Annotated in this window: 22 protein-coding genes and 1 pseudogene; 14 read left to right on the top strand and 9 right to left on the bottom strand. The window is 71.3% G+C overall.

Translation table 11 applies throughout. The features are described from left to right. Nucleotides 1–300 precede the first annotated feature (300 nt). Nucleotides 301–717: an NADH:ubiquinone oxidoreductase subunit NDUFA12 gene (locus MMSR116_RS06770; protein ID WP_010683411.1), complete on the top strand. Its 417-nt coding sequence runs from the start codon at nucleotides 301–303 to the stop codon at nucleotides 715–717. A gap of 128 nt (nucleotides 718–845) precedes the next feature. Further along, complete coding sequence (locus MMSR116_RS06765; RefSeq protein WP_010683410.1) at nucleotides 846–1,502, top strand: DUF2155 domain-containing protein; 657 nt, start codon at nucleotides 846–848, stop codon at nucleotides 1,500–1,502. Between the two features lie 258 nt (nucleotides 1,503–1,760). Here MMSR116_RS06765 and aat read toward each other — a convergent pair whose 3' ends face one another. The 4 genes from aat to MMSR116_RS06745 form a co-directional block, all read right to left on the bottom strand. Further along, the gene (aat, locus tag MMSR116_RS06760) at nucleotides 1,761–2,438 is read right to left on the bottom strand and encodes a leucyl/phenylalanyl-tRNA--protein transferase (protein ID WP_010683409.1); all 678 of its coding nucleotides are present in this window, start codon (nucleotides 2,436–2,438) and stop codon (nucleotides 1,761–1,763) included. 79 nt (nucleotides 2,439–2,517) lie between these two features. Further along, nucleotides 2,518–3,870, bottom strand: a complete 1,353-nt coding sequence (accC, locus tag MMSR116_RS06755; RefSeq protein WP_010683408.1) for an acetyl-CoA carboxylase biotin carboxylase subunit — start codon at nucleotides 3,868–3,870, stop codon at nucleotides 2,518–2,520. Between the two features lie 92 nt (nucleotides 3,871–3,962). Beyond that, nucleotides 3,963–4,433: an acetyl-CoA carboxylase biotin carboxyl carrier protein gene (accB, locus tag MMSR116_RS06750; RefSeq protein ID WP_010683407.1), complete on the bottom strand. Its 471-nt coding sequence runs from the start codon at nucleotides 4,431–4,433 to the stop codon at nucleotides 3,963–3,965. Nucleotides 4,434–4,584: 151 nt separating this feature from the next. Then, nucleotides 4,585–5,364 (bottom strand): DsbA family protein, encoded by a 780-nt coding sequence (locus tag MMSR116_RS06745; RefSeq protein ID WP_010683406.1) that lies wholly within the window; start codon nucleotides 5,362–5,364, stop codon nucleotides 4,585–4,587. Nucleotides 5,365–5,536: 172 nt separating this feature from the next. Between MMSR116_RS06745 and MMSR116_RS06740 the strand changes: the two genes are divergently transcribed. Then, a complete protein-coding gene (locus MMSR116_RS06740) occupies nucleotides 5,537–6,691 on the top strand; it encodes a pyridoxal phosphate-dependent aminotransferase (RefSeq protein WP_010683405.1) in 1,155 nt (384 codons plus the stop codon). A gap of 394 nt (nucleotides 6,692–7,085) precedes the next feature. Here the strand turns inward: MMSR116_RS06740 and MMSR116_RS06735 are convergent, their stop codons facing one another. Then, nucleotides 7,086–7,784 (bottom strand): phosphoglycolate phosphatase, encoded by a 699-nt coding sequence (locus MMSR116_RS06735; RefSeq protein WP_010683404.1) that lies wholly within the window; start codon nucleotides 7,782–7,784, stop codon nucleotides 7,086–7,088. 174 nt (nucleotides 7,785–7,958) lie between these two features. On the opposite strand from MMSR116_RS06735, the gene MMSR116_RS06730 reads away from it, so the two are divergent. The 7 genes from MMSR116_RS06730 (at nucleotide 7,959) to MMSR116_RS06700 (ending at nucleotide 14,376) form a co-directional block, all read left to right on the top strand. After that, nucleotides 7,959–8,423 carry a hypothetical protein gene (locus MMSR116_RS06730; RefSeq protein ID WP_010683403.1) on the top strand — a complete coding sequence of 155 codons (465 nt, stop codon included), beginning with the start codon at nucleotides 7,959–7,961 and terminating at the stop codon, nucleotides 8,421–8,423. Between the two features lie 130 nt (nucleotides 8,424–8,553). Further along, a complete protein-coding gene (gene rpiA / locus MMSR116_RS06725) occupies nucleotides 8,554–9,267 on the top strand; it encodes a ribose-5-phosphate isomerase RpiA (RefSeq protein ID WP_010683402.1) in 714 nt (237 codons plus the stop codon). Nucleotides 9,268–9,310: 43 nt separating this feature from the next. Then, entirely contained in the window at nucleotides 9,311–9,865 is a 555-nt protein-coding gene (locus tag MMSR116_RS06720) for a DUF2059 domain-containing protein (protein WP_010683401.1), read from the top strand. A gap of 28 nt (nucleotides 9,866–9,893) precedes the next feature. Continuing rightward, the gene (locus MMSR116_RS06715) at nucleotides 9,894–11,126 is read left to right on the top strand and encodes an O-antigen ligase family protein (RefSeq protein ID WP_010683400.1); all 1,233 of its coding nucleotides are present in this window, start codon (nucleotides 9,894–9,896) and stop codon (nucleotides 11,124–11,126) included. Then, on the top strand, nucleotides 11,123–12,505 hold the full coding sequence (gor, locus tag MMSR116_RS06710; protein ID WP_010683399.1) for a glutathione-disulfide reductase: 1,383 nt from the start codon (nucleotides 11,123–11,125) through the stop codon (nucleotides 12,503–12,505). The genes MMSR116_RS06715 and gor overlap by 4 nt, the downstream gene beginning before the upstream one ends. Before the next feature lie 54 nt (nucleotides 12,506–12,559). Then, nucleotides 12,560–12,877, top strand: a complete 318-nt coding sequence (locus MMSR116_RS06705) for an RNA polymerase sigma factor region1.1 domain-containing protein (RefSeq protein ID WP_010683398.1) — start codon at nucleotides 12,560–12,562, stop codon at nucleotides 12,875–12,877. Between the two features lie 116 nt (nucleotides 12,878–12,993). After that, nucleotides 12,994–14,376, top strand: coding sequence for a class II 3-deoxy-7-phosphoheptulonate synthase (locus MMSR116_RS06700; protein WP_010683397.1), 1,383 nt, complete (start codon nucleotides 12,994–12,996; stop codon nucleotides 14,374–14,376). A 266-nt stretch (nucleotides 14,377–14,642) separates the two neighbouring features. Here the strand turns inward: MMSR116_RS06700 and MMSR116_RS06695 are convergent. Continuing rightward, a pseudogene (locus MMSR116_RS06695) lies at nucleotides 14,643–17,526 on the bottom strand (EAL domain-containing protein). Nucleotides 17,527–17,737: 211 nt separating this feature from the next. On the opposite strand from MMSR116_RS06695, the gene MMSR116_RS06690 reads away from it, so the two are divergent. After that, complete coding sequence (locus MMSR116_RS06690; RefSeq protein ID WP_010683395.1) at nucleotides 17,738–18,115, top strand: cupredoxin domain-containing protein; 378 nt, start codon at nucleotides 17,738–17,740, stop codon at nucleotides 18,113–18,115. 6 nt (nucleotides 18,116–18,121) lie between these two features. Here the strand turns inward: MMSR116_RS06690 and MMSR116_RS06685 are convergent, their stop codons facing one another. Continuing rightward, nucleotides 18,122–19,396 carry an efflux RND transporter periplasmic adaptor subunit gene (locus tag MMSR116_RS06685; protein WP_010683394.1) on the bottom strand — a complete coding sequence of 425 codons (1,275 nt, stop codon included), beginning with the start codon at nucleotides 19,394–19,396 and terminating at the stop codon, nucleotides 18,122–18,124. A 98-nt stretch (nucleotides 19,397–19,494) separates the two neighbouring features. Further along, nucleotides 19,495–20,199, bottom strand: a complete 705-nt coding sequence (locus MMSR116_RS06680; protein ID WP_039892853.1) for a sulfate transporter family protein — start codon at nucleotides 20,197–20,199, stop codon at nucleotides 19,495–19,497. 135 nt (nucleotides 20,200–20,334) lie between these two features. Between MMSR116_RS06680 and MMSR116_RS06675 the strand changes: the two genes are divergently transcribed. Together MMSR116_RS06675 and MMSR116_RS06670 are read left to right on the top strand one after the other, a co-directional pair. Then, on the top strand, nucleotides 20,335–21,684 hold the full coding sequence (locus MMSR116_RS06675) for a flavin monoamine oxidase family protein (RefSeq protein WP_039892852.1): 1,350 nt from the start codon (nucleotides 20,335–20,337) through the stop codon (nucleotides 21,682–21,684). Between the two features lie 87 nt (nucleotides 21,685–21,771). Then, nucleotides 21,772–22,398 (top strand): Crp/Fnr family transcriptional regulator, encoded by a 627-nt coding sequence (locus MMSR116_RS06670; RefSeq protein ID WP_010683392.1) that lies wholly within the window; start codon nucleotides 21,772–21,774, stop codon nucleotides 22,396–22,398. Nucleotides 22,399–22,547: 149 nt separating this feature from the next. Here the strand turns inward: MMSR116_RS06670 and MMSR116_RS06665 are convergent, their stop codons facing one another. Next, nucleotides 22,548–23,546 carry a 2-hydroxyacid dehydrogenase gene (locus MMSR116_RS06665; protein ID WP_010683391.1) on the bottom strand — a complete coding sequence of 333 codons (999 nt, stop codon included), beginning with the start codon at nucleotides 23,544–23,546 and terminating at the stop codon, nucleotides 22,548–22,550. A 273-nt stretch (nucleotides 23,547–23,819) separates the two neighbouring features. On the opposite strand from MMSR116_RS06665, the gene MMSR116_RS06660 reads away from it, so the two are divergent. Continuing rightward, a complete protein-coding gene (locus tag MMSR116_RS06660; protein WP_010683390.1) occupies nucleotides 23,820–24,380 on the top strand; it encodes an SH3 domain-containing protein in 561 nt (186 codons plus the stop codon). The last annotated feature ends 102 nt before the right edge of the window (nucleotides 24,381–24,482 follow it).

Below are 24,482 nucleotides of genomic sequence, written 5' to 3'. Positions count from 1 at the left end.
ACAAGTGGTGTTCGGCGCCTCGGTTCCCCGCTAGATGTTGTGCCGGCTCGCAAAAGCCTGTGGATATCCTCCGGCCTTCGGATAAGTGTCCTTCCGGCTTTTCAGAATCGCGGCGGGAAAATTTTAAATTCACAGCGTCGCGCGACGCGGTTTTTCGCCGGACCGGTTTTCCGGCTTCATCGGTGCCCGGGCGTTGCCGCATAGCGACACAACCGCAAGGCGGCTGGACTTGCGCGCGGACGGTCACCATAACGGCGCCCGGAAGCGCCCGCGCGGCGCGACACGATTCCGGGACCGGCGATGGCGCTGAAGGACACTTTGCTGCGCGTCTTCACGTGGTGGAACGGCCAGACCGTCTCCCTCGCGATGCAGACCGCCCGCAGCGGCATCTTCGTCGGCGAGGACGAGCTCGGGAACAAGTACTACAAGGCGGAGGGCGCGCTGATCGACCGGTCGGTGGGATCGGAGCGGCGCTGGGTCGTCTACAACGGCTACGCCGACGCCTCGAAGGTGCCGCCGGGCTGGCGCGGCTGGCTCTGCCACAACGTCGACGTCGCGCCGAGCGAGGAGGATTACAAGGCCCACCCCTGGCAGCAGCCGCACGTCGAGAACCAGACCGGCACGGCCAACGCCTACCGGCCGGCGGGCTCGCAGCTCTCCTGGGGCCAGCGGCCGGCGGCGACCGGCGACTACGTGTCCTGGACGCCGGGCGAGTAGAGAGACCGGCTCTCGCGGCTCCGGCGCCCTTTTGCCGCCACCGTTCCGGTGTTCATGGCGGGCCAATCCAGACCGTCCGCCGCATTTCCGACGGCGCGACCGGCCACCCTCGTCTAGGGGTCCGAGCCTTGAGCCGCATCACCGCCCTCGCACGCCGCGCGCTCGCCCCGAGCCTCGTGCTCGCCCTCTGCGCGAGCCCGGCCGCCGCCGACAAGATCAAGAACCCGACCGCGGTCTTCTCCGGCCTCGACAAGATCACCGGCCGGATCGTGTCGTTCGAGGTGGCGGTGGACGAGACCGTGCAGTTCGGCGCCCTGCAGCTCACCCCGCGGGTCTGCTACACGCGCCCGCCCACCGAGAGCGCCAAGACCACGGCGTTCCTCGAGGTCGACGAGGTGACCCTCGACAACAAGTACCGCCGGATCTTCACCGGCTGGATGTTCGCGTCGAGCCCGGGCTTGCACGCGATCGAGCACCCGATCTACGACGTCTGGCTGGTCGACTGTAAGGGCGGCAGCGACGTGATCGCCGAGGCCAAGGAGCAGGAGGACGTCCCGGCCATGGCGGCCAAGCCCGAGAAGGCGAAGCGCCCCGGCAAGGACGCGACCAAGACCGCCCAGCAGCTCAACGCCAACGGTCAGTTGGACGTGGAGGCGCCGCGCGGTGTGCCGGTACAGCCCCGGCAGAAGCCCTCGCGCAAGTTCTTCCCGTCGAACGAGGGCCCGGCGCCGGCCCCGCCGCCTCCGCCGCAGCCGCAGAACCTGTTCGACGCGCTGTTCCGCTAGGGCGCGGCCATTTCGGCTCCGGTCGATCGGGACGGCCGCCTCCGCCGGTGAGATGCGGCACCACCGGCCGTTTCCGGTCGAACGCTCCGGTCGTTTCAGCCCACTCGGTCGTCGCGAGCGCAGCGAAGCGAACCAGGGATTCGCGCGCTACCAAGCGTGGCGCAGCTGGAGTGCTTCGCTGCGCGCGCAAAGACGGCGCAACCGATCGGATCGACCGGAAACGGTATCACGCGTCCGCCTGCGGCGCGCCGCCGAAGCCTAAGCCCCGTCGCCGCTTCCCAGCGCCTCCAGCACCCGCGCGCCCCGCACCGAACCGTCGCTTGGCCAGACGTGCCAGTCGGCGCCCTGGTCGAGCGCCTCGGCGAGGCGCCGCTTGTAGACGTGGCGCGGCAGCTCCTCGGCCCCGAACTGCGTGAGGTGCTCGGTCACGAACTGCGTGTCGGCGAGCCGGTAGCGCCCGGCGCGCAGGCGTCCCATCAGGTGGACCAGGGCGACCTTGGAGGCGTCGCGGACCTCGTGGAACATGCTCTCGCCGAAGAAGGCCGCCCCCAGCGAGACCCCGTACAGGCCGCCGACGAGCCGCCCGCCCGCGTAGACCTCCACCGTGTGGACGTGGCCGATATCGTAGAGCGCGCCGTAGAGTTCGCGGATACGCCCGTTGATCCAGGTGCGCTCGCTGTCCCGGCGGGGGGCGGCGCAGCCGTCGATCACGCCATCGAAATCCGTGTCGGAGCGGACCTCGAACTGGTCGGAGCGCACCGTCCGGGCGAGACGACGGGGGACCCGGAAGTCGTCGAGGGGCAACACGCCGCGCGCCTTGGGCTCGACCCAGTAGAGGGTCGGGTCGTCGGCATCCTCGGCCATCGGGAAGATGCCCGCCGCGTAGGCCTTGAGCAGGATCTCGGGGGTGATGTCCACGCGGCTGGGATCGTGCATGGCCTCAGTGTCGCGCGCGGGCGGCGCGAAGACCAGATCCCGCGGGGCGGCGCGGTCGCCGCAGACCCGCCCGAACCCGTCAGGCCTTCATGCCGCCGGCATCCAGGAAATGCTCCAGCCAGTGGATGTCGTAAAGGCCATTCTGCACGTCCGGATTGCGGACCAGGGTCCGGAACAGCGGCAGCGTCGTGTCGATCCCGTCGATGACGAACTCGTCGAGCGCCCGGCGCAGGCGCATCAGACACTCGTTGCGGGTGCGGCCGTGGACGATGAGCTTGCCGATCAGCGAATCGTAGTTCGGCGGGATCCGATAGCCCTGGAACGCCGCCGAATCGACGCGGACGCCGAGACCGCCCGGCGTGTGGTAATGGGTGATCTCGCCCGGCGACGGACGGAAGGTCTCCGGGTGCTCGGCGTTGATCCGGCACTCGATGGCGTGGCCCTCGACCTTGATGTCGGACTGGCTGACCGAGAGCGAGACGCCGGCGGCGACCTGGATCTGCTCGATCACGAGGTCGATGCCGGTGATCATCTCGGTCACCGGGTGCTCGACCTGGATGCGGGTGTTCATCTCGATGAAGTAGAACCGCCCGTCCTCGTACAGGAACTCGACCGTGCCGGCGCCGAGATAGCCGAGTTCCTTCATGGCGTTGGCGCAGATGCCGCCGATCTCGGCGCGCATCGATTCGTTGAGCGCCGGCGAGCCGCCTTCCTCCCAGACCTTCTGGTGGCGGCGCTGGAGCGAGCAGTCGCGCTCGGCGAGGTGGACCGCGCCGCCGCGCCCGTCGCCGAGAACCTGCACCTCGATGTGACGGGGCTTCTCCAGGTACTTCTCGAGATAGACCGCGTCGTCGCCGAAGGCGGCCTTGGCCTCGGAGCGGGCCATGCCGATGGCCTGCTCCAGGTCGGCCTCGGTGCGCGCCACCTTCATGCCGCGCCCGCCGCCGCCCGCCGCGGCCTTGACCAGCACCGGGTAGCCGATCTCGGCGGCCACCCGCTTGGCGGTGTCGGCATCCTCGACGCCGCCCTCGGAGCCGGGGACGCAGGGGATGCCGAGCTTCAGCGCCGTGCGCTTGGCCTCGATCTTGTCGCCCATGGTGCGGATGTGCTGCGCCTTGGGACCGATGAAGCCGATCTGGTGATGGGCCAGTACCTCGGCGAACCGGGCATTCTCCGAGAGGAAGCCGTAGCCGGGATGGACCGCATCCGCGCCGGTGATCTCGCAGGCCGCGATGATCGACGGGATGTTGAGGTAACTCTCGCGGGCGGAGGGCGGGCCGATGCAGACGCTCTCGTCGGCGAGCCGCACATGCATGGCGTCCGCGTCGGCGGTGGAGTGGACCGCCACGGTGGCGATCCCGAGCTCCTTCGCCGCCCGCAGGATGCGCAGGGCGATCTCGCCGCGATTCGCGATCAGGATCTTGTCGAACATGGGATCCGTTAGGGCGTCCTGGCGATCCCGGACCGCTCAGGATGCACTATCCTCTCGTTGGGCGGCGTTTTCCAGGACAGAGCTCAAGCGCTCTAGCTGATGACGAGCAGAGCCTCGCCGAACTCGACCGGCTGGCCGTCCTCCACGAAGATGGCGGTCACGGTGCCGGCGCGGGGCGCCACGATCTCGTTGAAGGTCTTCATCGCCTCGATGAGCAGCAGCTTCTCGCCGACCTCCACCTTCGAACCGATATCCACGAAGGTCTTGGCGTCGGGCGAGGGCCGGAGATAGGCGGTGCCGACCATCGGCGACGGGACGCTTCCCGGCTGGGACCGCACCGGTTCGGCGGGAGCGAGCGCGGAGGGAGCGGCGGGGGCCGCCGGCGCGGGCGCGGCCATCGCGGCCACCGGCGCCGCCACCTGGACGCTCACGGGCTCGAGCCGCCGCGCGACGCGGATGCGCAGGTCGCCCTTCTCGACCTCGATCTCGGACAGGCCGGTCTCGGTGACGAGGTTGGCAAGCTCGCGCACGAGCTCGGGATCGATGGCGTCGTTCTTTGGCATCCGGCCTACTTCGTATCGCGGCGCATCGGCCCGACCATCCGGGTCGGCGCTAAACCGCGGCCCTGCGGCTGGCGGCTCTTAGACGAAGGCGGCCCGGCGCGACAAGGCCGCGCGGAGCACCTTCCGTGACGGGGCGGCTCGACGGAGACGCTCAGCAGGACGCGTGGCCGCACTGGCGCACGTCGGCGATGGTCTTGCGCATCGGCTCGACGCCCACGGCGCCGGGGATCACCTCGTCGCCGATGATGAAGGCGGGCGTGCCCGACAGGCCCAGTCGGTCGCCGAGGCCGCGATTCTCGCTCAACGCCGTCTTCACCTCGGGCGCCGCCATGTCCTTCTGGAGCTTGGTGGTGTCGACGCCGAGATCCTTGGCCACCTGGATGGCGCGGGCGCCGTTCACGCGGCCCTTGGTCTCGAGGAGCTTCTGGTGGAACTCCCAGAGCTTCTCGCCCTTGAGCTGCTGGCGGACCGCGATCGCCACCTGGCTCGCCTCGAGGGATTCCGGGCCGAGCACCGGGAAATCCTTGATCACGACCCGCAGCTTCGGGTCGGACTTGATCAAGGTCTGGACGTCCTGCAGCGCCTTGCGGCAATAGCCGCAATTGTAGTCGAAGAACTCGACCATCGTGACGTCACCCGAGGGGTTGCCGGCGACGACGTCGTGGGGACCGTTCAGGAGCGCCTCGCGCGATTCCTTCAGCGCGGCGGCCTGCGCGAGCCGCTGGGTCTCGGCCTGCTGCTTCTCGGCCTCGGCCAGCGCCTCCTGAAGCACCTCCGGGTGCTTGATCAGGTAGTCCTTGACGATCGCCTCGATGCCGGCGCGCTGCGCGTCCGTGAACGGCGCGGCGGACGGTTGCGCGGTCTGCGCCAGCGCGGGCGCGGCGAGGCCGAGCAGCAGGGCCAGAGCGGGCAGGGGGCGGATGAACGGCATGGATCCTCGCTTGCGCGGCAAGCCGGCCCGCGCGTCGGGCGAGCGGTAGGGGCTGGGTTAGGCGTTTTCGCGGCACCCGGTCAAATCCGGCAAGCGCGCCGTATGGTTGAGGCGCGGGCCGCGAGGGTCTACCCCGAAGCATGAGCCGCGCCCGACGCAGAGCCAGGACCGCATGATCCCGATCTCCCGGCGGGCCGCCGCCGTCCAGCCGTTCCTCGCCATGGATGTCATGGCGGCAGCCGCCGCGAAGGCGCGCGCCGGCGACGACGTGGTGCGGATGGAGGTCGGCCAGCCCTCGGCGCCCGCGCCACGGGCGGTCATCGCGGCCGCGCAGGCGGCCCTCGCGACCGGCCGCGTGCCCTATACCGAGGCTCTCGGCCTGCCGGCCCTGCGGGCGCGCATCGCCCGCGATTACACCGAGCGGCACGGCGTCACAGTCAGCCCCGAGCGGGTCGTCATCACCACCGGATCCTCGGCCGGCTTCGTCCTGGCCTTCATGAGCCTGTTCGATGCCGGGGCGCGGGTGGCGGTGCCGCAGCCCGGCTACCCGGCCTATCGCAGCATCCTGTCGGCCCTCGACCTCGTGCCGGCCCCGATGGTCCTGCGCGACGCCGACCGCTACGCGCCGACGGCGGCGCTCCTGCGCGAGACCCATGCCCGCACGCCCGTCGCCGGCGCGCTGGTGATGAGCCCCGCCAACCCGTCCGGTACGGTGATCACGGAGGCGGCGCTGCGCGACCTCTGCGCGGCGGCCCGGGCCCTGAACCTGCCGCTGATCTCCGACGAGATCTATCACGGCCTCAGCTACGGCGTGCCCACGACCACCGCCCTGCGCTTCGAACCCGACGCGGTAATCATCAACTCGTTCTCGAAATACCACTGCATGACCGGCTGGCGGGTCGGCTGGATGGTGGTTCCGGAGGCGCTGGTCCGCCCGATCGAGCGTCTGGCGCAGAATCTCTACATCTCGGCGCCCTACCTCTCGCAGGTCGGCGCGCTCGCGGCCTTCGACGCGACCGAGGAACTGGACGCCGTACGCGACGGCTACGCCCGCAACCGCGCGATCCTCCTCGATGCCCTGCCGGGCCTCGGCCTCGGACGCGTCCACCCGGCCGACGGCGCCTTCTACCTCTACGCCAACGTGGCGAACCTCACCAACGACGCCTCGGATTTCTGCCGCCGGATGCTCGACGAGGCGCATGTCGCGGCGACGCCGGGCCTCGACTTCGACCCGGATGAGGGCCACCACCACGTCCGGTTCTCGTTCGCCGGATCGGCGGACGAGTGCCGCGCGGCGGTGGCGCGGTTGCGGGCCTGGCTACGCTGACGGCCCGTCCCCGCTCAGGTTGAGACGACGCCGTCTTTGCGAGCGGAGCGGAGCCAGCGCGTCAGTGCCACGCCGACATGCCTCGCGCGACCCTGGGTCGCTTCGCTGCGCTCGCGATGACGGACAACGCAGTACGCGATTGTGCGCGGCAAGACGGCATTCCGGCAGATCCAGCCCTGCCACCTCATCCTGAGGTGACCGCGAAGCGGGCCTCGAAGGAGGGCTCCAGCCAGCCGCGCGATCCCTGGACGGCTCCTTCGAGGCCTGCGCGGCGCTCCGGCGCCTCAGGATGAGGACAATGGGTGGGATCGCCGACCATAAGTTGTCACGGCCCGGGTCATAGACGATGGCCGGGACAAGCCGCGTCACCCGAAGCGGTCGAGCGGAAAACGGATCAGACCGCTTCCATGGGGACCACGGCGCCGATCGCCTCCACCAACTGCGAGAAGTGCTCGATCACCCGGTCCGGTCCCAACTCGGTCACCGGGCGGTCGGTGTAGCCGAAGGTGACGGCGACCACCGGGATGCCCGCCGCCTTGGCGGTGTCGATGTCGGTCCGGGAATCGCCGACCATCACGGCGCGCCCGGGATCGCCGCCGGCCCGCGTGATCGTCCCGGTGAGGTGGCGCGGATCGGGCTTGAACTGCGGGAAGGTATCGCGGCCGCAGATCGCCGCGAAACGGTGGCCGATGCCGAGGATCCGCAGCAGTTCCACCGACTGGCCCTCGTACTTGTTGGTGCAGACGGCCAGGCGGAAGCCCGCCGCTTCCAACTCGTCGAGGGCCTCGACCACGCCCGGGTAGAGGTGCGACGTGTCGGCGAGATGGTCGCCGTAATGCGCGATGAAGGCGTCGAACAGCCGGTCGTGATCCTCCGGCGAGAGGGCGCGCCCCTCCGCCTCGAAGCCGCGCCGGATCAGCGCCTTGGCGCCGGCACCGATCAGCCCGCGGGCCTGCGACAGCGGCAATTCGGCCAGACCTTCGCGCTTCATCAGCACGTTGAGCGTGCCGATCAGGTCGCCCGCGGTCTCCGCCAGCGTCCCGTCCAGGTCGAACACGGCGATCGGTGGGCGGGTCGTCGGTCCGGCGGGCATGGTCGGGAGGCTCCTGTTGGCTCGGGTCTCGCTAACGGGGCGCAGGACCGGGGGCAACCCGCCTTGGCGCCGCGTCGCGCCCGGCCCGCGGAAAGCGCGCGGTCGGGCGCTCGGCGCCCCAGACTCGCCCGAAAGCGCAGCGAAACGCTGCCTGTCCCCGCCCCGAGATCCGCGATGAAACCGTTCCTGCCCCTCCTAGCCGTCTGCGCCGCGCTCTACGCCCTGCCGGCCGCGGCGGCGTCCTACGAGTTCGTGCCGGCCCCGCAGACCGACCTGAACCGGATGTACCGGGTCGACAAGGTCACCGGCGAGGTCACCTCCTGCCAGTACGGACTCCAGGAATCGGCCGGCGGCATCGGCCAGACGGTCTGCTTCGGCGCCGGCGAGGGCGCAGGCCCCCAGACCCCGTCTGAATACGGGCTGGTCGCGAGCCGCCACACCCGGGAGGCCGGCGTCTTCCGGGTGAATTACCGCACCGGCGAGATGAGCATCTGCTTCGTCCTGGTGAAGAAGGAGCAGGTCGTCTGCACGCAGCAGGGCAAGCCCGGCGCCGAGGCCGGGACCGACGCGCCGCTGACCGGGCCGGCACCGGGCCGGGCCGGGGCCAGCGCCACCCCGACACAGGGCGGCCGCCCGTGACGCCGCTCCGCCGCCGCGGGCGTTCCGGTCGGCGCTGTCCCATGCTAGGGGCCGGCCGACTCCCGCAGCATGATGGACGGCCCAGGATGCGCGCTCCCTCGATCTCCCCCATCGTCAGGGCCGTGCCGCGGTGAGCGGTCCGGACCTGCGCCGGGCCGCGGCCGCCCGCGCCCTGGAACTTGTCGAACCCGGCATGCGGCTCGGTCTCGGCACCGGTTCGACCGCGGCGGCCTTCGTGGACCTGCTGGCGGAGCGGGTCCGCGGCGGCCTCGACATCCTGGGCGTGCCGACCTCGGAGGCGACGCGGGCGCAGGCCGAGGCCGGCGGCATCCGCCTCGCCACCCTCGACGAGCAGCCGGAACTCGACCTGACCATCGACGGGGCGGACGAAGTCGACCCGCAGCTACGCCTGATCAAGGGCGGCGGCGCCGCGCTCCTGCGCGAGAAGATCGTGGCCTTCGCCAGCCGCCGGATGGTGGTGATCGCCGACGCCGCCAAGCGCGTGACGACGCTCGGCGCCTTCCCGCTGCCGATCGAGGTGAACCCCTTCGGCCTGACCGCCACGCACCGGGCGGTGGAGGCCGCGGTCGCGGGCGCCGGCTGTCGCGGCGCCGTCCGGCTGCGGCTCCGGCCCGACGGCGGCGCGATCGTCACCGACGGCGGCCATCACATCCTCGACGCGCATCTCGGCGCGATCCCCGATCCGGACGCCCTCGGCGCCGCGCTGTGGGCCGTCCCGGGCGTCGTCGAGCACGGCCTGTTCCTCGGCATCGCCGACGCCGCGATCCTGGCTGCCGCGCGCGACGGGACGGCCGACATCACCATCCTCGGCAGCCTCACCTGAGGCGCCGCTTCCTCCTCAGGCCCTCCTCGCAAGAAAGCCCCGCATGTCCCGACGCTACATCGCCGCGCTCGGCCTCGCCCTGATCGCGCTGCCGCAGGCGGCCTCCGCCCAGGCCGGCAAGGCGGCGCCCGCCACGCCGGCGGCGCAGCCGAGCACGCCGTCCGCCAACACGCCGGCCTTTACGCCGAGCCATCTCGCCCTCGCCCGCGAGGTGATGCTCGCCTCGGGCATCGCGCGCTCCTTCGATTCGGTGCTGCCCGCCTTCGCGGACCAGATCCGCAAGCAGGCGGTGACGCGGCCGGAACTCGCCAAGGATCTCGACGAGGTCCTGGCCTCGCTGCAGCCGGAGATGGAGCTGCAGAAGCAGCGCATGATCGACATCGCGGCGCGGACCTACGCGTCGAAGTTCTCCGAGGCCGAGCTGAAGGAGATCGCGACCTTCTTCCGCTCCCCCGCCGGCAGGCACTACGTCGAGGCCCAGCCCCAGCTCCTCGACGAGATGGTGCAGGAGATGCAGGACTGGACCCAGGACGTCTCGGAATACGTCATGGTCCGCGTCCGCGCCGAGATGGGCAAGCGCGGACACCAGATGCAGTGAGGGCGGCCGCGCCCGGGAACGCGTCGCCGTGACGGGCGCGGCCGGCGCGGCCGGCCGGCTCTACGCGGCCGGCTGGGCGCTCCTCGCGGTCATGCCGCTCGCGATGGTGCTGGCCAACCGGTCGAGCCCCGCGCTCGTCGGGGTGTCGGCGCTCGCCTTCCTGGCCGCCCGCTGGATCGAGGAGCGGGGCGCGCTCCCGCGCCGTCTCCTGGCGCCGCTCGGAAGCCCCTTGGGCGGCGCGACGCTCGCAGTCCTGGGCTGGGCCCTCCTGTCGCTGAGCTGGAGCCCGTTCCCGGCCGCGTCGATCCGGGTGCTGGGGGAGTTCCTGCCGACGCTCCTCGCCGCCTACTGCGTCGGCTGTCTGGCGCCCGGGCGCATGCCGGCCTTCGCGCCGCGTCTGGCCGCGATCGCGATCGGCCTCGCGGGCCTCCTGATCGCGGTGGACCTGGCGTCCGACCTCGCCCTGGAGCGGGCGCTCGGTCGCCGGGTCGCCGCCTTCGTGCACAACCGGCCGGCACTGACGCTCGATCTCGTCGCCGGGCCGCTCGCGCTGGTCCTGTGGCGGATGCGCGCCGGCGGCCTCGCGGCGGCGGTGGTCGCCCTGGCGGCGCTGGGCGTCCTGCGCTCGATCAGCGGCGCGGCCCAGCTCGGCCTCGTCGCGGGCGCCGCGACGTTCGCCGCCGGGCGGCTGCTGCCGCCGCGGGTCGGGATCGGGCTCGCCGGCCTCGGCCTCGGCCTCGCCGTGGCGCTCGCCCCCGTCGAGGGCGACCTCCTCGCCCGCCTCATGCCGGAGGCCGCCCACGAGCGCCTCGTGCAATCCTCCTCCCGGGCCCGGGTCGCCATCGCGCGCAGCTTCGGCGCGGCCGTGGCGACCGATCCCTGGCGGGGCGCCGGCTATGGGACGAGCGCGCGGTTCGCCGAGACGCCGGTCGCGCAGACGGTGCCGCCCGAGATGCGCGTGCTCCTCGGCGTCGGGCACCCGCACAACAGCTTCCTGCAGGTCTGGGCTGAGCTGGGGCTGCCGGGCGCAATCCTCGCCACCCTGGCGCTGATGCTGCTTCTCGCCCGGATCGCCCGGCTGCCGCAGCCGGACCGGGCGGCGGCGCTCGGCCTCGTCGCCTGCGCGTCGGCGATCGCCTTCGTCGAGCACAACGGCTGGGCCGCGTGGTGGACGGCGGGGCTCGGCGCTGCCATCTCGTGGATGCGTTCGGCCTCCCGGGCCGGCGCGGTCCCGAATCCTGAGACGGACAATTCGGCATGAGCGCGTTCGACGTCGACCTCTTCGTCATCGGCGGTGGCTCCGGGGGCGTCCGCGCGGCACGGATCGCGGCGGGCTACGGCGCCAGGGTCATGCTCGCCGAGGAGTACCGGGTCGGCGGCACCTGCGTGATCCGCGGCTGCGTCCCGAAGAAGCTCATGGTCTATGCCGGCCGCTTCGCCGACGAGTTCGAGGACGCGGCGGGCTTCGGCTGGACGGTGGAGAAGCCCCGGTTCGACTGGGGGATCCTCAAGCGGCGGCGCGACGCCGAGGTGACCCGGCTCGAAGGCATCTACGACGCCAACCTGATCCGCGCCGGCGTCGAGATCGTCCCCGAGCGGGCCGTGATCGAGGATCCGCACACGGTGCGCCTCGTCGGGTCGGGCCGGACGGTGCGGACCGAGCGGATCCTCGTGGCGGTCGGGGGGCATCCGGTGAAGGAGCCGGCCGTGCCGGGGATCGAGCACGCGATCACCTCCAACGAGGTGTTCGAACTGGAGAGCCTGCCGGAGCGGATCCTGGTCGTCGGCGGCGGCTACATCGCCGTGGAGTTCGCCGGCATCTTCGCGGCGCTCGGCAGCCGGACGACGCTCCTGCACCGGGGCGACAGGCTCCTGCGCGGGTTCGACGACGAGGTCCGCGACGCCCTGGCCGAGGCCTACCGCCAGCGGATGGACCTGCGGCTCGGGCGCTCGCTGACGCGCCTCGAGCGGCGGGACGACGGTCTGGTCGCGCAGCTCGATGACGGCAGCGCGATCGAGGCCGACCAGATCCTCGTCGCCACGGGCCGGCGTCCGAACGTCGCCGGGCTCGGCCTCGACCGGGTCGGCATCGAGACGGACGCGGCCGGCGCGATCCCGGTGGACGCCTATTCCCAGACCACGGTGCCGTCGATCTACGCGGTGGGTGACGTGACCAACCGGGCCAACCTGACGCCCGTGGCGATCCGCGAAGGGCACGCCTTCGCCGACACGGTCTTCGGCGGCAAGCCGTCCTGCGTCGACCACCGGCTGATCCCGACCGCGGTGTTCTCGACCCCCGAGATCGGGGTCGTGGGCCATACCGAGGCGGCGGCGCGGGAGGTCTACGGCAAGATCGACGTCTACAAGGCGCGGTTCCGTCCCATGAAGGCCACGCTCTCGGGTCGCGAGGAGCGCATCCTCATGAAGGTTCTGGTCGATTGCGCTTCCGACCGGGTGGTCGGCGTTCACATCTTCGGTCACGATGCCGGGGAGGTGATCCAGGCGGTGGGCATCGCCGTGACGATGGGCGCCACCAAGGCCGATTTCGACCGCACGGTCGCGGTGCACCCGACGGCCGCCGAGGAACTCGTGACGATGCGCGTCCCGGAGGTCACCAAGCACCCGGTCGGCGTCGGCTGAGGACTCCTTGGCGCGGGCCCTCGACGCGCTGCCCTCCCGAGCTAGATCAGGGGCATGGGCAAGCCGAGCGCAGGCAAGGGACGGGGCGGCGACGACGCGCATGCGCGGCGGCAGGCGATCATCGACGGCCTGCTGGCGGATGCGCTGCGTCCGACCTTCCACCGGCCGCCGAGCCACGACGCGCTGCCCGCCGACATCCGCCGGGCCATCGACCAGCTGCTCGCCAAGGCCGAGGCGCAGCGCAGCCGCTGCCTGACCTACGACGACCTGGAGGAGGCCCTGCCGCCGCGGGATGTCTCCGCGGAGGATCTGGAGGCGATCTTCTGGATCCTGGCCGAGCACGGCATCGAGGTGGAGGACGGCGAGGCCTGACGCCGGGGCGCGCCTGCCCCCGCGATACCGGCACTCGCCTCGGTGCGGGAACCTCTCTATAAGCCGCGCTTCGCGCACGAGGCGCGGTCGCACGAAGGGGTGCGCGGAGAGAGGTCATGGGCGAGCGTTGGACACCGAAGAGCTGGAGACATCTGCCGATCGAGCAGGTCCCCACCTATCCGGACGCCGCCGCCCTCGGTGCCGTCGAGTCGCAGATCGCGAGCTTTCCGCCGCTGGTCTTTGCCGGTGAGGCCCGCAAGCTGAAGGCGGCGCTCGCGCGCGTCGCGGCGGGCCAGGCCTTTCTCCTCCAGGGCGGCGACTGCGCCGAGAGCTTCGACGAGCATTCGGCCGACAACATCCGCGATTTCTTTCGGGTGTTCCTGCAGATGGCGATGGTGCTGACCTTCGCGGGCGGCTCGCCGGTGGTGAAGGTCGGGCGCATCGCCGGGCAGTTCGCCAAGCCGCGGTCCTCGCCCACCGAGACGCTGGATGGCGTGAGCCTGCCGAGCTACCGCGGCGACATCGTCAACGGCATCGGCTTCTCGGAGGAGGCCCGGGTGCCCGATCCGCGGCGGCAGCTCGAGGCCTACCGCCAGTCGGCCGCGACCCTGAACCTGCTGCGCGCCTTCGCCACGGGCGGCTACGCCAACCTGGAGAACGCGCATCGCTGGATGCTGGGCTTCGTGAAGGATTCGCCGCAATCGTCCCGCTACCAGGACGTGGCCGGCCGGATGACCGACGCCCTCGACTTCATGCGGGCGATCGGCATCAATCCGGAGACCCATCCGGAGGTGCGGACCACCGACTTCTACACCAGCCACGAGGCCCTGCTGCTCGGCTACGAGGAGGCGCTGACCCGCGTCGATTCGACTACCGGCGACTGGTACGCAACCTCGGGCCACATGCTGTGGATCGGCGACCGCACCCGGCAACCGGACCACGCCCACGTGGAATACGCCCGCGGCATCAAGAACCCGATCGGCCTCAAGTGCGGCCCGTCCATGAAGGCGGACGGTCTGATCCGGCTGATCGACCTGCTCAACCCGGAGAACGAGGCCGGCCGCCTCAGCCTGATCTGCCGCTTCGGCGCCGACAAGGTTGGCGATCATCTGCCGGCTCTGATCCGGGCGGTCGAGCGGGAAGGGCGCTCGGTGGTGTGGACCTGCGATCCGATGCACGGCAACACGATCCCGGCCGGCCGCTACAAGACCCGGCCGTTCGAGCGGGTGATGCAGGAGATCGAGGGCTTCTTCGGCGTTCACCGGGCCGAGGGCACCATCGCGGGCGGCATCCACCTGGAGATGACCGGCAAGGACGTGACCGAGTGCACGGGCGGCGCTCGGGCGCTCACGGCCGACGACCTGCAGGACCGCTACCACACCTACTGCGACCCGCGCCTCAACGCCGAGCAGGCGCTGGAGGTGGCGTTCCGTACGGCCGAACTGGTCAAGGCGGAGCGCAGCCACGTGGAGCGCCCGCGCCTCGACGCGGCGGAGTAGGGCAGGGCGCGCACCTTACCCTCCTCAAAAGACGCGGGCGGCTTCACACTTCTTGGCCCGACACTGAACCCTCCAAAGATGAGGCGCTATTCCCCTCCCCTTGCGGGGAGGGTCAGGGGTGGGGGTGGTGCGGAAGGCACCGCCTAGCCCCATGCTGCACCACCCCCACCTCCAACTCCTCCCTCAAGGGGGAGGAGAGTGCGTCGGCGCAGATGTGTGAACATCGTAGCTTGCAAAGGGCGTGGGCAGGCGCCTGGCACGGCCGCTCAAGCGATCGCGCGGGTGGGTTCGTTCCACCGGCGGATGACCGCCGCGACCTCCGGGACCGGAACGGGCCGGCTGAACAGGAAGCCCTGAACCTCGTCGCAGCCTTCCGCGCGCAGCCGCGCGAGCTGGGCCTCCGTCTCGACACCCTCCGCGGTGGTCGTCATGCCGAGGCTCGCCCCCAGCCCGATCACCGCCCGCACGATGAAGTCGGTCCCGTCCGCGATGCAGAGATCGCGCACGAAGGACTGGTCGATCTTGATCTTGTCGAAGGGGAAGGAGCGCAGGTAGCTCAGCGATGAGTAGCCCGTGCCGAAATCGTCCATCGCCACACGCACGCCCAGCGCCTTGAGGCTGTGCAGGATCGCCGTGGTCGCGCCGGGATTGGCCACCAGCACCGATTCGGTGATCTCCAGCTCCAGCCGCCGGCCGGGCAGGCCGGTCCGGCGCAGGGCCTCGCGCACGGCGGTCACGAGGCTCGCCGAGGCGAACTGCACCGCCGAGACGTTGACGGCGACCTTGAGACCGTCCGGCCAACGGGCCGCCTCCTCGCAGGCGCGGCGCAGGACCCACTCGCCGAGCGGCACGATCAGGCCGAGTTCCTCGGCGATCGGAATGAACTCCGTCGGCGAGACGAAGCCGCGGGTCGGGTGGTTCCAGCGCAGCAGCGCCTCGAAGCCGCAGATCCGATCCGTGTCGAGGCTGTAGATCGGCTGATAGTAGACCTCGAACGCCTCGCGGGTGAGGGCGTCGCGCAGGTCGCGCTCGAGGTTCCGGCGCGCCTGGAGCCGGGCGTCCATCTCGGGCTCGAAGAACCGGAAGGAGCCCCGTGCCTCGGTCTTGCCGCGGTCGAGGGCGACCTCGGCGTTCTTGAGGAGCTTCTCGCAACTCGTCCCGTCGCCCGGCGCCAGGGTGATGCCGATGGTCAGACCGACGCTGATCTCGTGGCTGCTGAGGCTGTAGGGCGCGCTCACCACCTCGATGATGCGGCGGGCCAGCACGGCGGCATCCTCCGGACGGTCGATGCCGCGCTGGACGATGATGAACTCGTCGGCGCCGAGCCGGGCCACGCAGTCGATCTCGCGCACGCAGGCGGTCAGCCGGTTGGCCACCGCGGCGAGGAGCTCGTCGCCGACGCCGTGCCCCAGGGTCTCGTTCACCGGCCGGAAGTCGTCGAGATCGATGGCGAAGACCGCGAAACCCTGGTCCCGGCCGGCCTGCGCGACCGCCATCTCGATCTGCTGGCCCAGCGCCACGCGGTTCGGCAGGCCGGTCAGCATGTCGTGATGGGCCAGGAAAGCGATCCGGGCCTCGGCGCGCCGGCGCTCGGTCACGTCCTCGTAGGTGGCGACGAAGCCGCCATCGGCGGTCTGCCGGCGATCGATGGCGACGATGCGGCCGTTGCTGAGGTCCTGGAAATGCGTGCGCCACGCACCGTTCTGGAAGGCCTCGCCCTGCTGCCGGATCATCATGTCCAGGGTGCAGCCGGGATGGTTGCCGGCCGCCAGGCTGGCCTGCATGACCTCCAGGGTCGACATGCCCGGCACGACGGCCCGCGCCGGCAGGCCGTAAGATCTCGCTGTAGCGCCGGTTGACGACCATCAGCCGGTCCTGCGCGTCGTACAGGCAGAGGCCCTGCGACATGTTGTCGAGGGCGGCATCGAGGCGGAGGTTGGTCTGGGTCAGGCGATCTTCCTGCTCCTTCAGCAGGCTGATGTCGCTGCACACGGCGATGAACCCGCCCTGCTGGGTGGCGCTGCGGCTGACGCGCAGCCAGCGTCCGTCCGCGAGGCGGATGTCGCCGTCGCGGGCCAGCGCCCGGAAGCATTCCGCGAGCGCTTCCGCATCGGGGCACTCCGCTCCGCCGGCCGGGAGCTCCAGGCAGGTTCCGGCCTCCAGGGCCGCCTCGAGCCCGTCGAAGAAGCGCAGGGCCTGGGCGTTGGCCATCGCGATGCGCCCGGCCGAATCGACGATCACCACGGCCTCGCGCGAGGTCTGGAGCGCGTCCGCCACCAGCGCCTCGGCGCGGCGGCGCTGGCTGACCTCGCGCGCCATCATGGACTGGATGTTGTCGCGCATCACCGCCATGGAGCGCAGGAGGCTGCCCAGTTCGTCGCGGCCGCCGGCCGGGATCCGGTCGTCGAGCCGGCCGCTCGCGATGCGCTCGGCGGCGGCCGACGCGGCCGCCAGCGGCCCGGTGATCCGGCGGTTGAGCAGCCACGCGATCAGCGCGCAGACCGCGATGGCCAGGACGGTGGCGATGGTGTTGAGCCGCATCTCCCAGGCGACGAGTGTGCGGGCCGCCTGACGGAACGTGAAGCCGTCGCCCGCCGTGTAGTTCACCAGCAGGTCGATCTGGCTGTCGACCACGCTGGCCTGCTGGTCCAGGGCATCCCAGCGCTCCGGCCGCGCCGTGGCCGGATCGAGCGCGCGGCGCATCTCCTCCCAGGTGGTGACCGCCGCCTGGACGGCACCGGCCGTGCGGACCGCCCGGTCGGACTGGGAGCGCTCGACCGCGATCGTGAGATCCTCGGCCAGCGTCGTCGAGAGGTCCGCGATCTCCGCGTCCAGCTTGGCCTTTTCGGCAGCATCGTGACGGCTCATCCGCCGCGCGAAGGCCATGCGCATCTTGGCGAAGTCGGCCGCCGTCGCGCGGGCGTAATTGATGGACATCAGGGATTCGTCGTACGTGCGGTTGATCAGCGTCCCGATGTGCGAGATCGCCACCACCGCGTAGAGCCCGAGCGCCGCCGACAGCAGGCTCATGCCCAGGAACGCCACGAAGATCCGGCTTCGGATCGTGGTTGTCAGCCCGAAGGCCCAGCGCGCCGGGCCGGGCGCCGATGGCCGCCCGTTCTCCTCCGTCGCTGTATCGGGGTCTCGCATCGCACCGGTCGCCGCATCGCACGTGCCGTCATCTGTAATTGGCACATGTTAAGAGGCGATTATCCGACCGCGACGAGAATTTCGTGCGTCAGTCCGGGCATCCGGCGGCTGAAAGACCGCAGATCGGGCCTCGCCCGCGCGTTCACCCGACGAAAAAATGTTTTCTCAACGAAATCTTGGCAAGGCTAGACTTCAGAACCCGGGGACTAGCATGTACGCCTCCAAGCTGCGGTTGTCCGTTTCGTCGCGCTGGTCTGCAGTGATCCCGGCCGCGCTGGCTCTGACCGCCGGTGCGCTGTGCGGTCTACTCCTGAGCGGGACGCTGAGCGCCTCGGGAATAGCGGTGTCGCAGAAGGGCCGCATGTTCCATCCCGGCAACCTCACCGTCGGCCGCGGCGAGACGATTACCTTCGTCAACGACGATAGTGACCTTCTGCACCACGTCTTCGTCGAGTCGGACAGCTTCAACTTCGATTCCGGCGATCAGGAGCCGGGCAGCCGCACGCCGATCACCTTCACCGAGCGCGGGACCTTCCAGGTCCTCTGCGGGATCCACCCGAAGATGAAGCTCGTCGTCCGCGTGGATTGAGGCCTGTCAGCGCTGGGCCGACCGCAGCGGCGGGGTTGGCGGCGCCGGCTTCCGGCGCTCGATCGCCTGTCCGTCCCGCAGGTCGGGCGGCGGGCTGTAGATGACGTGACTGTCGGCCGTCAGGCCGGAGTCGAGCTCCAGGGTGCGCCCGTGGTCGCGCCGCACCCGCACCGTGCGCCACGTCACCCGGTCGTCGGCGCCGACCTCCGCGACCTGCAGCCCCTGGCTGTTGAACACGGTCGCCTCCGCGGGGATCGAGATCGTCGTCTCGGTGCGCGGGATCTTCAGGGTCACGTAGGCGTAGAGCCCGGCCCGCAGGGTGCGGTCGGCATTGGGCACGTCCACCTGCGTGGTGAGGGTGCGCGAGGCGGCGTTCAGGGCCACCGAGCTGCGCTCGACGAAGCCGTCGAAGCTGCGGCCCGGGAGCTGCGGCACGGTGATGACGGCCTTCACGCCCGGCTTGATCCCGACGGCATCGTTCTGCGGAACGTTCACGGTGATGCGCAGGGTGCTGTCCTCGTCGATGCTGAGGAGCGGCGTGCCGCCGTTGTCGGCGCGGACCAGATCGCCGACATCGACATTGCGGGTCGTGACGACGCCGTCGAAGGGCGCGACGACCCGCTCGAAGGCGGTCAGCGCCTTGAGCCGCTCCACCGCGGCTTCCTGCGCCTTGATGTTGGCGGTGGCGACCTTCACGCCGGCCTCGGCGGCCGCCAGGGTCGCCGCCTGGGAGAGGACGCTGGCCTGCGAATTGTCGGCATTCTGCCGCGAGGCCCAGCCCTGCACCGCCAGCGTCGAGGTGCGGTTGTTGGTGAGGTTGGCGAGGTTCACGTTGGCGCGGGCCTGCTCGACCTGCGCCTGCGCCTGCAGGAGCTGCGCCTTCAGCTGGCCGACCTGCGCCTCGGCCTGGGCGAGCTGCTGATCGAGATCCGGGGCGGCGATCCGCAGAAGCAGGTCGCCGGCCTTGACCCGCGCGCCGATGTCGACGCGGCGCTCCGCGATGTAGCCCGTGGCGCGCGCGGCGATCGCCGCCGTGGTGAAGGCCTGCATCTCCCCCGGCAACACCAGATCCAGGGGTCCGTCGGCCCGCTCCGCCGCGATCACGCGGACCTGCGGCACGAGGGTTTTGGTCTGCTCCAGCGTGGCGGTCGCCTCGACGTCCCGCTGCCAGTGGCCGTAGGCGCCCCAGGCCAGGAGCCCGGCACCGACGAGACCGGCGAGGAGGAACGGGGCCTTGCCGGGCGGCGGGGGTACCTCCGCGCCCGCGTCGTGCGCCTTCATCGATCCGCTCTCCGCCCGAGCGTGCGGCCGGGTTCACCGCGAAGGTAGCGGCCGCAGGCCTTGGCCGCCAGAGCGGAGTTTGGCCGCACCGGCGCCGCTCAGGCCGGGCGAGGTCCGGTCAGGCGCGGGCGCCGGCTCAGGCGCTTGTGCAGGTGGACCATCAGGGCGATCCCGAAGAGCGGCGTCAGCAGGTTGAGGATCGGCACCACCATCAGGGCCGCGAGGAGGCAGCCGGCGGCCAGCGTCCGGCCCGAGAAGGCGCGGCGCATCTCGGCGGCCTCGGGCAGGGGTCGGAACCGGGCTGCCGCCATCTCGAAATACTCGCGGGCGAGGAGGTAGGCGTTGGCGGCGAAGAACGCCGCGATGCCGATCACCGGGACGAAGAAGATCACCAGGGCGGCGAGGTTGACCAGCAGCGTCACACCGGCGAAGCGGACCGCGTACAGCATCGCGGTGCCGAACGGCATGGCGCGGCCGGGCGGATCCTCGGGGAAGTCGGTTTGCTCCACGATCGCGGCCGCGTCGTCCAGGAAGAAACCCGCCACCAGGATCGAGACGGCCGGCATGAGGTAGGCGAGCACCACCACGAGGCCGAAGCCGGCGAGGTAGTAGGCGAGGCTGTCGAGGATCGGGTACTGGGCCGAGATGTGATGGCTTGCCTGGAACGCCTGGATCAGCCGGGTGAGGCCGAGCCAGATCAGGGCCAGCAGCCCGAGCGTCAGGCCGAGGGACTTCCACAGGATCGCGCGGAGCGGCGGCGAGAAGGTCTGGCGCAGGGCCGCCGCGGCGGACTCGACGAGCATCGGGCGATGGTTCCGGCCCGCGCCGGGGGCGGCGCGGCTGCGTTGTGAAACGGTGCGGCCGGCGGCGCAAGGCCGCGACGGCGGCGGGGCGAGCGGCGGGGAGGGCACGTGCAGGACGCGGAGAGGGGACACGCGATGTCGCAGGCGGCCGGCTTCAGGAGCGCCGATCCGCCGCGTCGGCCCGCCTGCGCGCCGCGTCTCGCGGCGCTGCCGGCGGAGCCGGAGGTGCTGGTCATCGGGGCCGGCGCGGCCGGGATCGGCGCGGCCCGGACCCTCACGGCACGCGGCGTGACCGTCGCGGTGCTGGAGGCGCGCGACCGGGTCGGCGGGCGCGCCCTGACGGTGTCCCTGCGCGGCCACTCCCTCGACCTCGGCGCCCACTGGCTCCATGCCGGGCCGATCAATCCCCTGGTCGCGCTGGGACGCGCCCGCGGCGAGCGGCTGCGCCGGGCACCCCAGGACAGCCACGTCTGGGTCGACGGCCGGCCCGGCGGTTTGGACGCGGTCCACGCCAATGCCCGCGCCTTCGAACGCGCCGACCGGGCGATGACGCGCGGCGCCGCGCGGCCCGGCGCCGACAGGCCGGCCGCCAGCGCCCTGCCGCCGGGTCTCGGTCCCTGGGGGCGACGGGTCGCGCAGGTCCACGGCCTCGTCTCCGGGCGGCCCTTGAGCGAGGTCTCGCTCCACGACTTCCCGAGCCTCGAATACGGCGACAACTACTTCCTCGCCGGCGGTTACGGCAGCTATCTCGCCCGCCTCGCCGACGGGCTGCCGATCCGGCTCTCCGCGCCGGCAGCCCGGATCGAGTGGTCGGGGGGCCGCGTCCGGGTCATCACGGAAGGCGGCGCGGAGTACCGGGCGCGCGCGCTGATCCTGACGGTGCCCATGATGGTTCTGCGCGACGGCCCGGCCTTCACGCCGCCGCTGCCGAACGCGGTCCGCGCGGCCATCGACGGCTTCACCACCGGCATCTACGAGCACGCTGTGCTGCACTGGCCGTCGAGCCCGTTCCGGGGTCGCGACCGGCTGGCGGCGACGCACGGCAAGCGCCGCACGCCGGCCGGCCTGCTCACCCGCATCGACGGGACGCCGTTCCACTACTACGAACTCGACCTGCACGAGGCCGCCGCCCTCGACGCCGCCGGCGCCGGCGCGGACGGCGTGCGCCGCCACGTCCGCGCGGTCCTCGGTTCCCTGTTCGGGCGGGCGCGACTGCGCGACCTGACCATCCCGGCGGTGAGCGCGTGGCGCCACGACCCGTGGTCACGGGGATCCTGGGCGGTCGTGCCGCCCGGCCATGCGCCCGCCCGCCTTCTCCTGCGGGAGCCCCTCGCCGACACGGTGTGGTTCGCCGGAGAGGCGCTCTCGCGGGCGCAGTGGGGGACGGTAGGCGGCGCCTACGAGGAGGGCGTGCGCGCCGCCGAGGCCGTCGCCGCCCGCGTCGCGCAGGCGGCCCCGGAGCGTATCCGCGCGGGCACAACCTGAGGCGGGCGCGCACCGGAGGCCCCGCATTACCTTGCCGGGACCGGACAAGACAGGCATCCCCCGGGCGACGAGCTTTAGGGGGCCGCCATGGACTGGATCGAGGGCATCGGATACCTCGGCACCGCGCTGACAATCTCGGCCACCGCCATGAGCACGATGATCCCGCTGCGGATCATCTCGCTCTGCGCGAGCGTCGCGGTGATCACCTACGGCATCCTCATCGGCAGCATGCCGGTGGTGCTGACCGAGCTGATCCAGATGCCGTTCAACGCCTACCGGCTCTGGCAGATGCTGCGCCTCGTCCGCGATGTCGAGACGGCGGCCGACGGCGACCTCTCCCTCGAATGGCTGCGCCCCTTCGGCTCGCGCCGGCCGTTCGGCATCGGCGAGGTCGTGTTCCGGAAGGGCGATACTGCCGACGAGATGTACTACATCGAGAGCGGCGTGTTCCGGATCCCGGAGGTCGGGATCGAGGTCCGCGCGGGCGGAATCGTCGGCGAGCTGGGCCTCCTGTCGCCCGAGAACGCCCGCACGGCCTCGCTGGTCTGCGTCGAGGCCGGCCACGCGCTGTGCGTGTCCTACTCGGACGTCAAGCAGCTCTACTTCCAGAATCCGGAATTCGGCTTCTACTTCCTCAAGCTGACCAGCGAACGCCTGTTCCAGGGCGTGCAGGGCATGTCCAAGCCGAAGGCGGTGACCGGGGACGTTCTGTAGGGCGGCTTTCCACCGCGTCGTTCGTGTGAAACCGACCCTCGGTCGTCACGAACGGAGCGCAGTGACCCAGGGCACGGCGAGGCCGGCGCGCGGAGCGCCGTCTGGGTTGCTTCGCGCCGCCCGCAAAGACGGCGCGCGTCGGCGCCCGATCAGAGCATGCTCGGCAGGATGCGGTCTGGCGGACGGTGCCCGTCCATGAAGGTCTTGATGTTGATGATGACCTTCTCGCCCATGTCGGTGCGGCTCTCGTAGGTGGCCGAGCCCATGTGGGGCAGGAGGACCACCTTGCCCTGGCGGGCCAGCTTGACGAGGCGCGGGCTGACCGCCGGCTCCTGCTCGAACACGTCGAGACCGGCGGCCGAGATCTCGCCGCCCTCGATCAGGCGCGCGAGGGCGTTCTCGTCGATCACCTCGCCGCGGGCGGTGTTCACCACGACGGCCTCGGGCTTGAGCAGCTTGAGGCGACGCGCCGAGAGGAGATGATAGGTCGCGGGCGTGTGCGGGCAGTTGACCGACACGATGTCGACCCGGGCCAGCATCTGGTCGAGGGATTCCCAGTAGGTCGCATCGAGCGCGCCCTCGATGGCGGCGGGCACGCGGCGGCGATTGTGGTAATGCACCTGCAGGCCGAAGGCACGGGCACGCTTGGCCAGCGCCTGCCCGATCCGGCCCATGCCGACGATGCCGAGGCGCTTGCCGGTGATGCGCCGGCCGAGCATCCAGGTCGGCGACCAGCCGGTGGTCCACTCGTCGTCCGGGATGATGCGCGCGCCCTCGGTGACCCGGCGGGCCACCGCGAGGATCAGCGCCATCGTCATGTCGGCCGTGTCCTCGGTCAGGACGCCGGGGGTGTTGGTGACCGTGATGCCGCGCTCCAGCGCTGCCGACACGTCGATGTGATCGACGCCGTTGCCGAAGTTGGCGATGAGCCGGAGATTCGGCCCCGCCTGCGCGATCAGGCCGGCATCGATCTCGTCGGTCACGGTGGGCACGAGCACGTCGGCCTCGCGCAGGGCCGACGCCATGGCGTCGGCCGCCATCGGCGCGTCCTCCGAATTCAGCCGGACGTCGAACAGCTCGCGCATCCGCGTCTCGACGGCATCCGGAAGGCGCCGCGTCACGACCACCAGCGGCTTGCGCTTCGACACGTCTCTCTCCCCGGTCGGCCTTGCGGCCCTGATTGCGGCTCGGGCCCGGCGGCTCTTGCGCGGACCGCTTCCCGCAAGCGTCCGTTAACCGAACTCGGCCAGACAGGATCGGTCACGAGGCGCCGGTCCCGGAGCCTGTTTCGACCCATTGGCCTCTCTACCAGAGGTGGGCCGGAACACAATCGGAAGCCGGCCCGGCCCGCTTGCCGGACGGGCCCCGCTTCGGACATGCCCGGCACCGAACCGCGTCGCGTCAGAGAATGGGAGAGGACCATGCGCGTGCCACGCCTCAGCTTCGCCGTCGCGGCGCTGCTGGCCGGCGGCCTCGCGACCGGGGCCGCGGCCGCGCCGACACCCCCCGAGACCGGGGTCGGCCCGGTGACCAAGCTGCCGCTGCCCCGCTACGCCAGCCTGAAGACGGACCGGGTCAATCTCCGCGAGGGCCCGTCGAAGGATCACCGGACCCTCTGGGTCTTCCAGCGCGCCGGCCTGCCCGTGGAGATCGTGGGCGAGTTCGAGACGTGGCGCCGGATCCGCGATTCGGAGGGCACGGAGGGCTGGGTGCTGCACTCGCTCCTCTCCGGGCGGCGCACGGCCCTGGTGAATGCCGGACCCGACAAGGGCGTCGAGAAGGCCGCCGTCTCTCTCCGGGCGAAGGCCGACGACGGTGCCGAGGACGAGGCGCGGCTGCAAACCGGCGTCATCGGCAGCGTGAAGAGCTGCACGGGAACGTGGTGCCGCCTCATCGTCGCGCTTCCGAACAAGCGGGACGTGGACGGCTACATCCGGCAGAACCGCCTCTGGGGCGTCTACCCGAACGAGGTGGTGGAGTAGTCTCCGGTTGACGCGACCGGCGCACTGGCGTGCGTCAGGGAGGATGCTGCACGACTGGCGACACCAACGCGCCGAACGCCCCGTCATTCCGGGGCCGCGCAG

Origin of the sequence: Methylobacterium mesophilicum SR1.6/6 (genome assembly GCF_000364445.2) — a bacterium.
Taxonomy (GTDB): domain Bacteria; phylum Pseudomonadota; class Alphaproteobacteria; order Rhizobiales; family Beijerinckiaceae; genus Methylobacterium; species Methylobacterium mesophilicum_A.
This window is presented reverse-complemented; position numbering and strand designations above follow the sequence as displayed.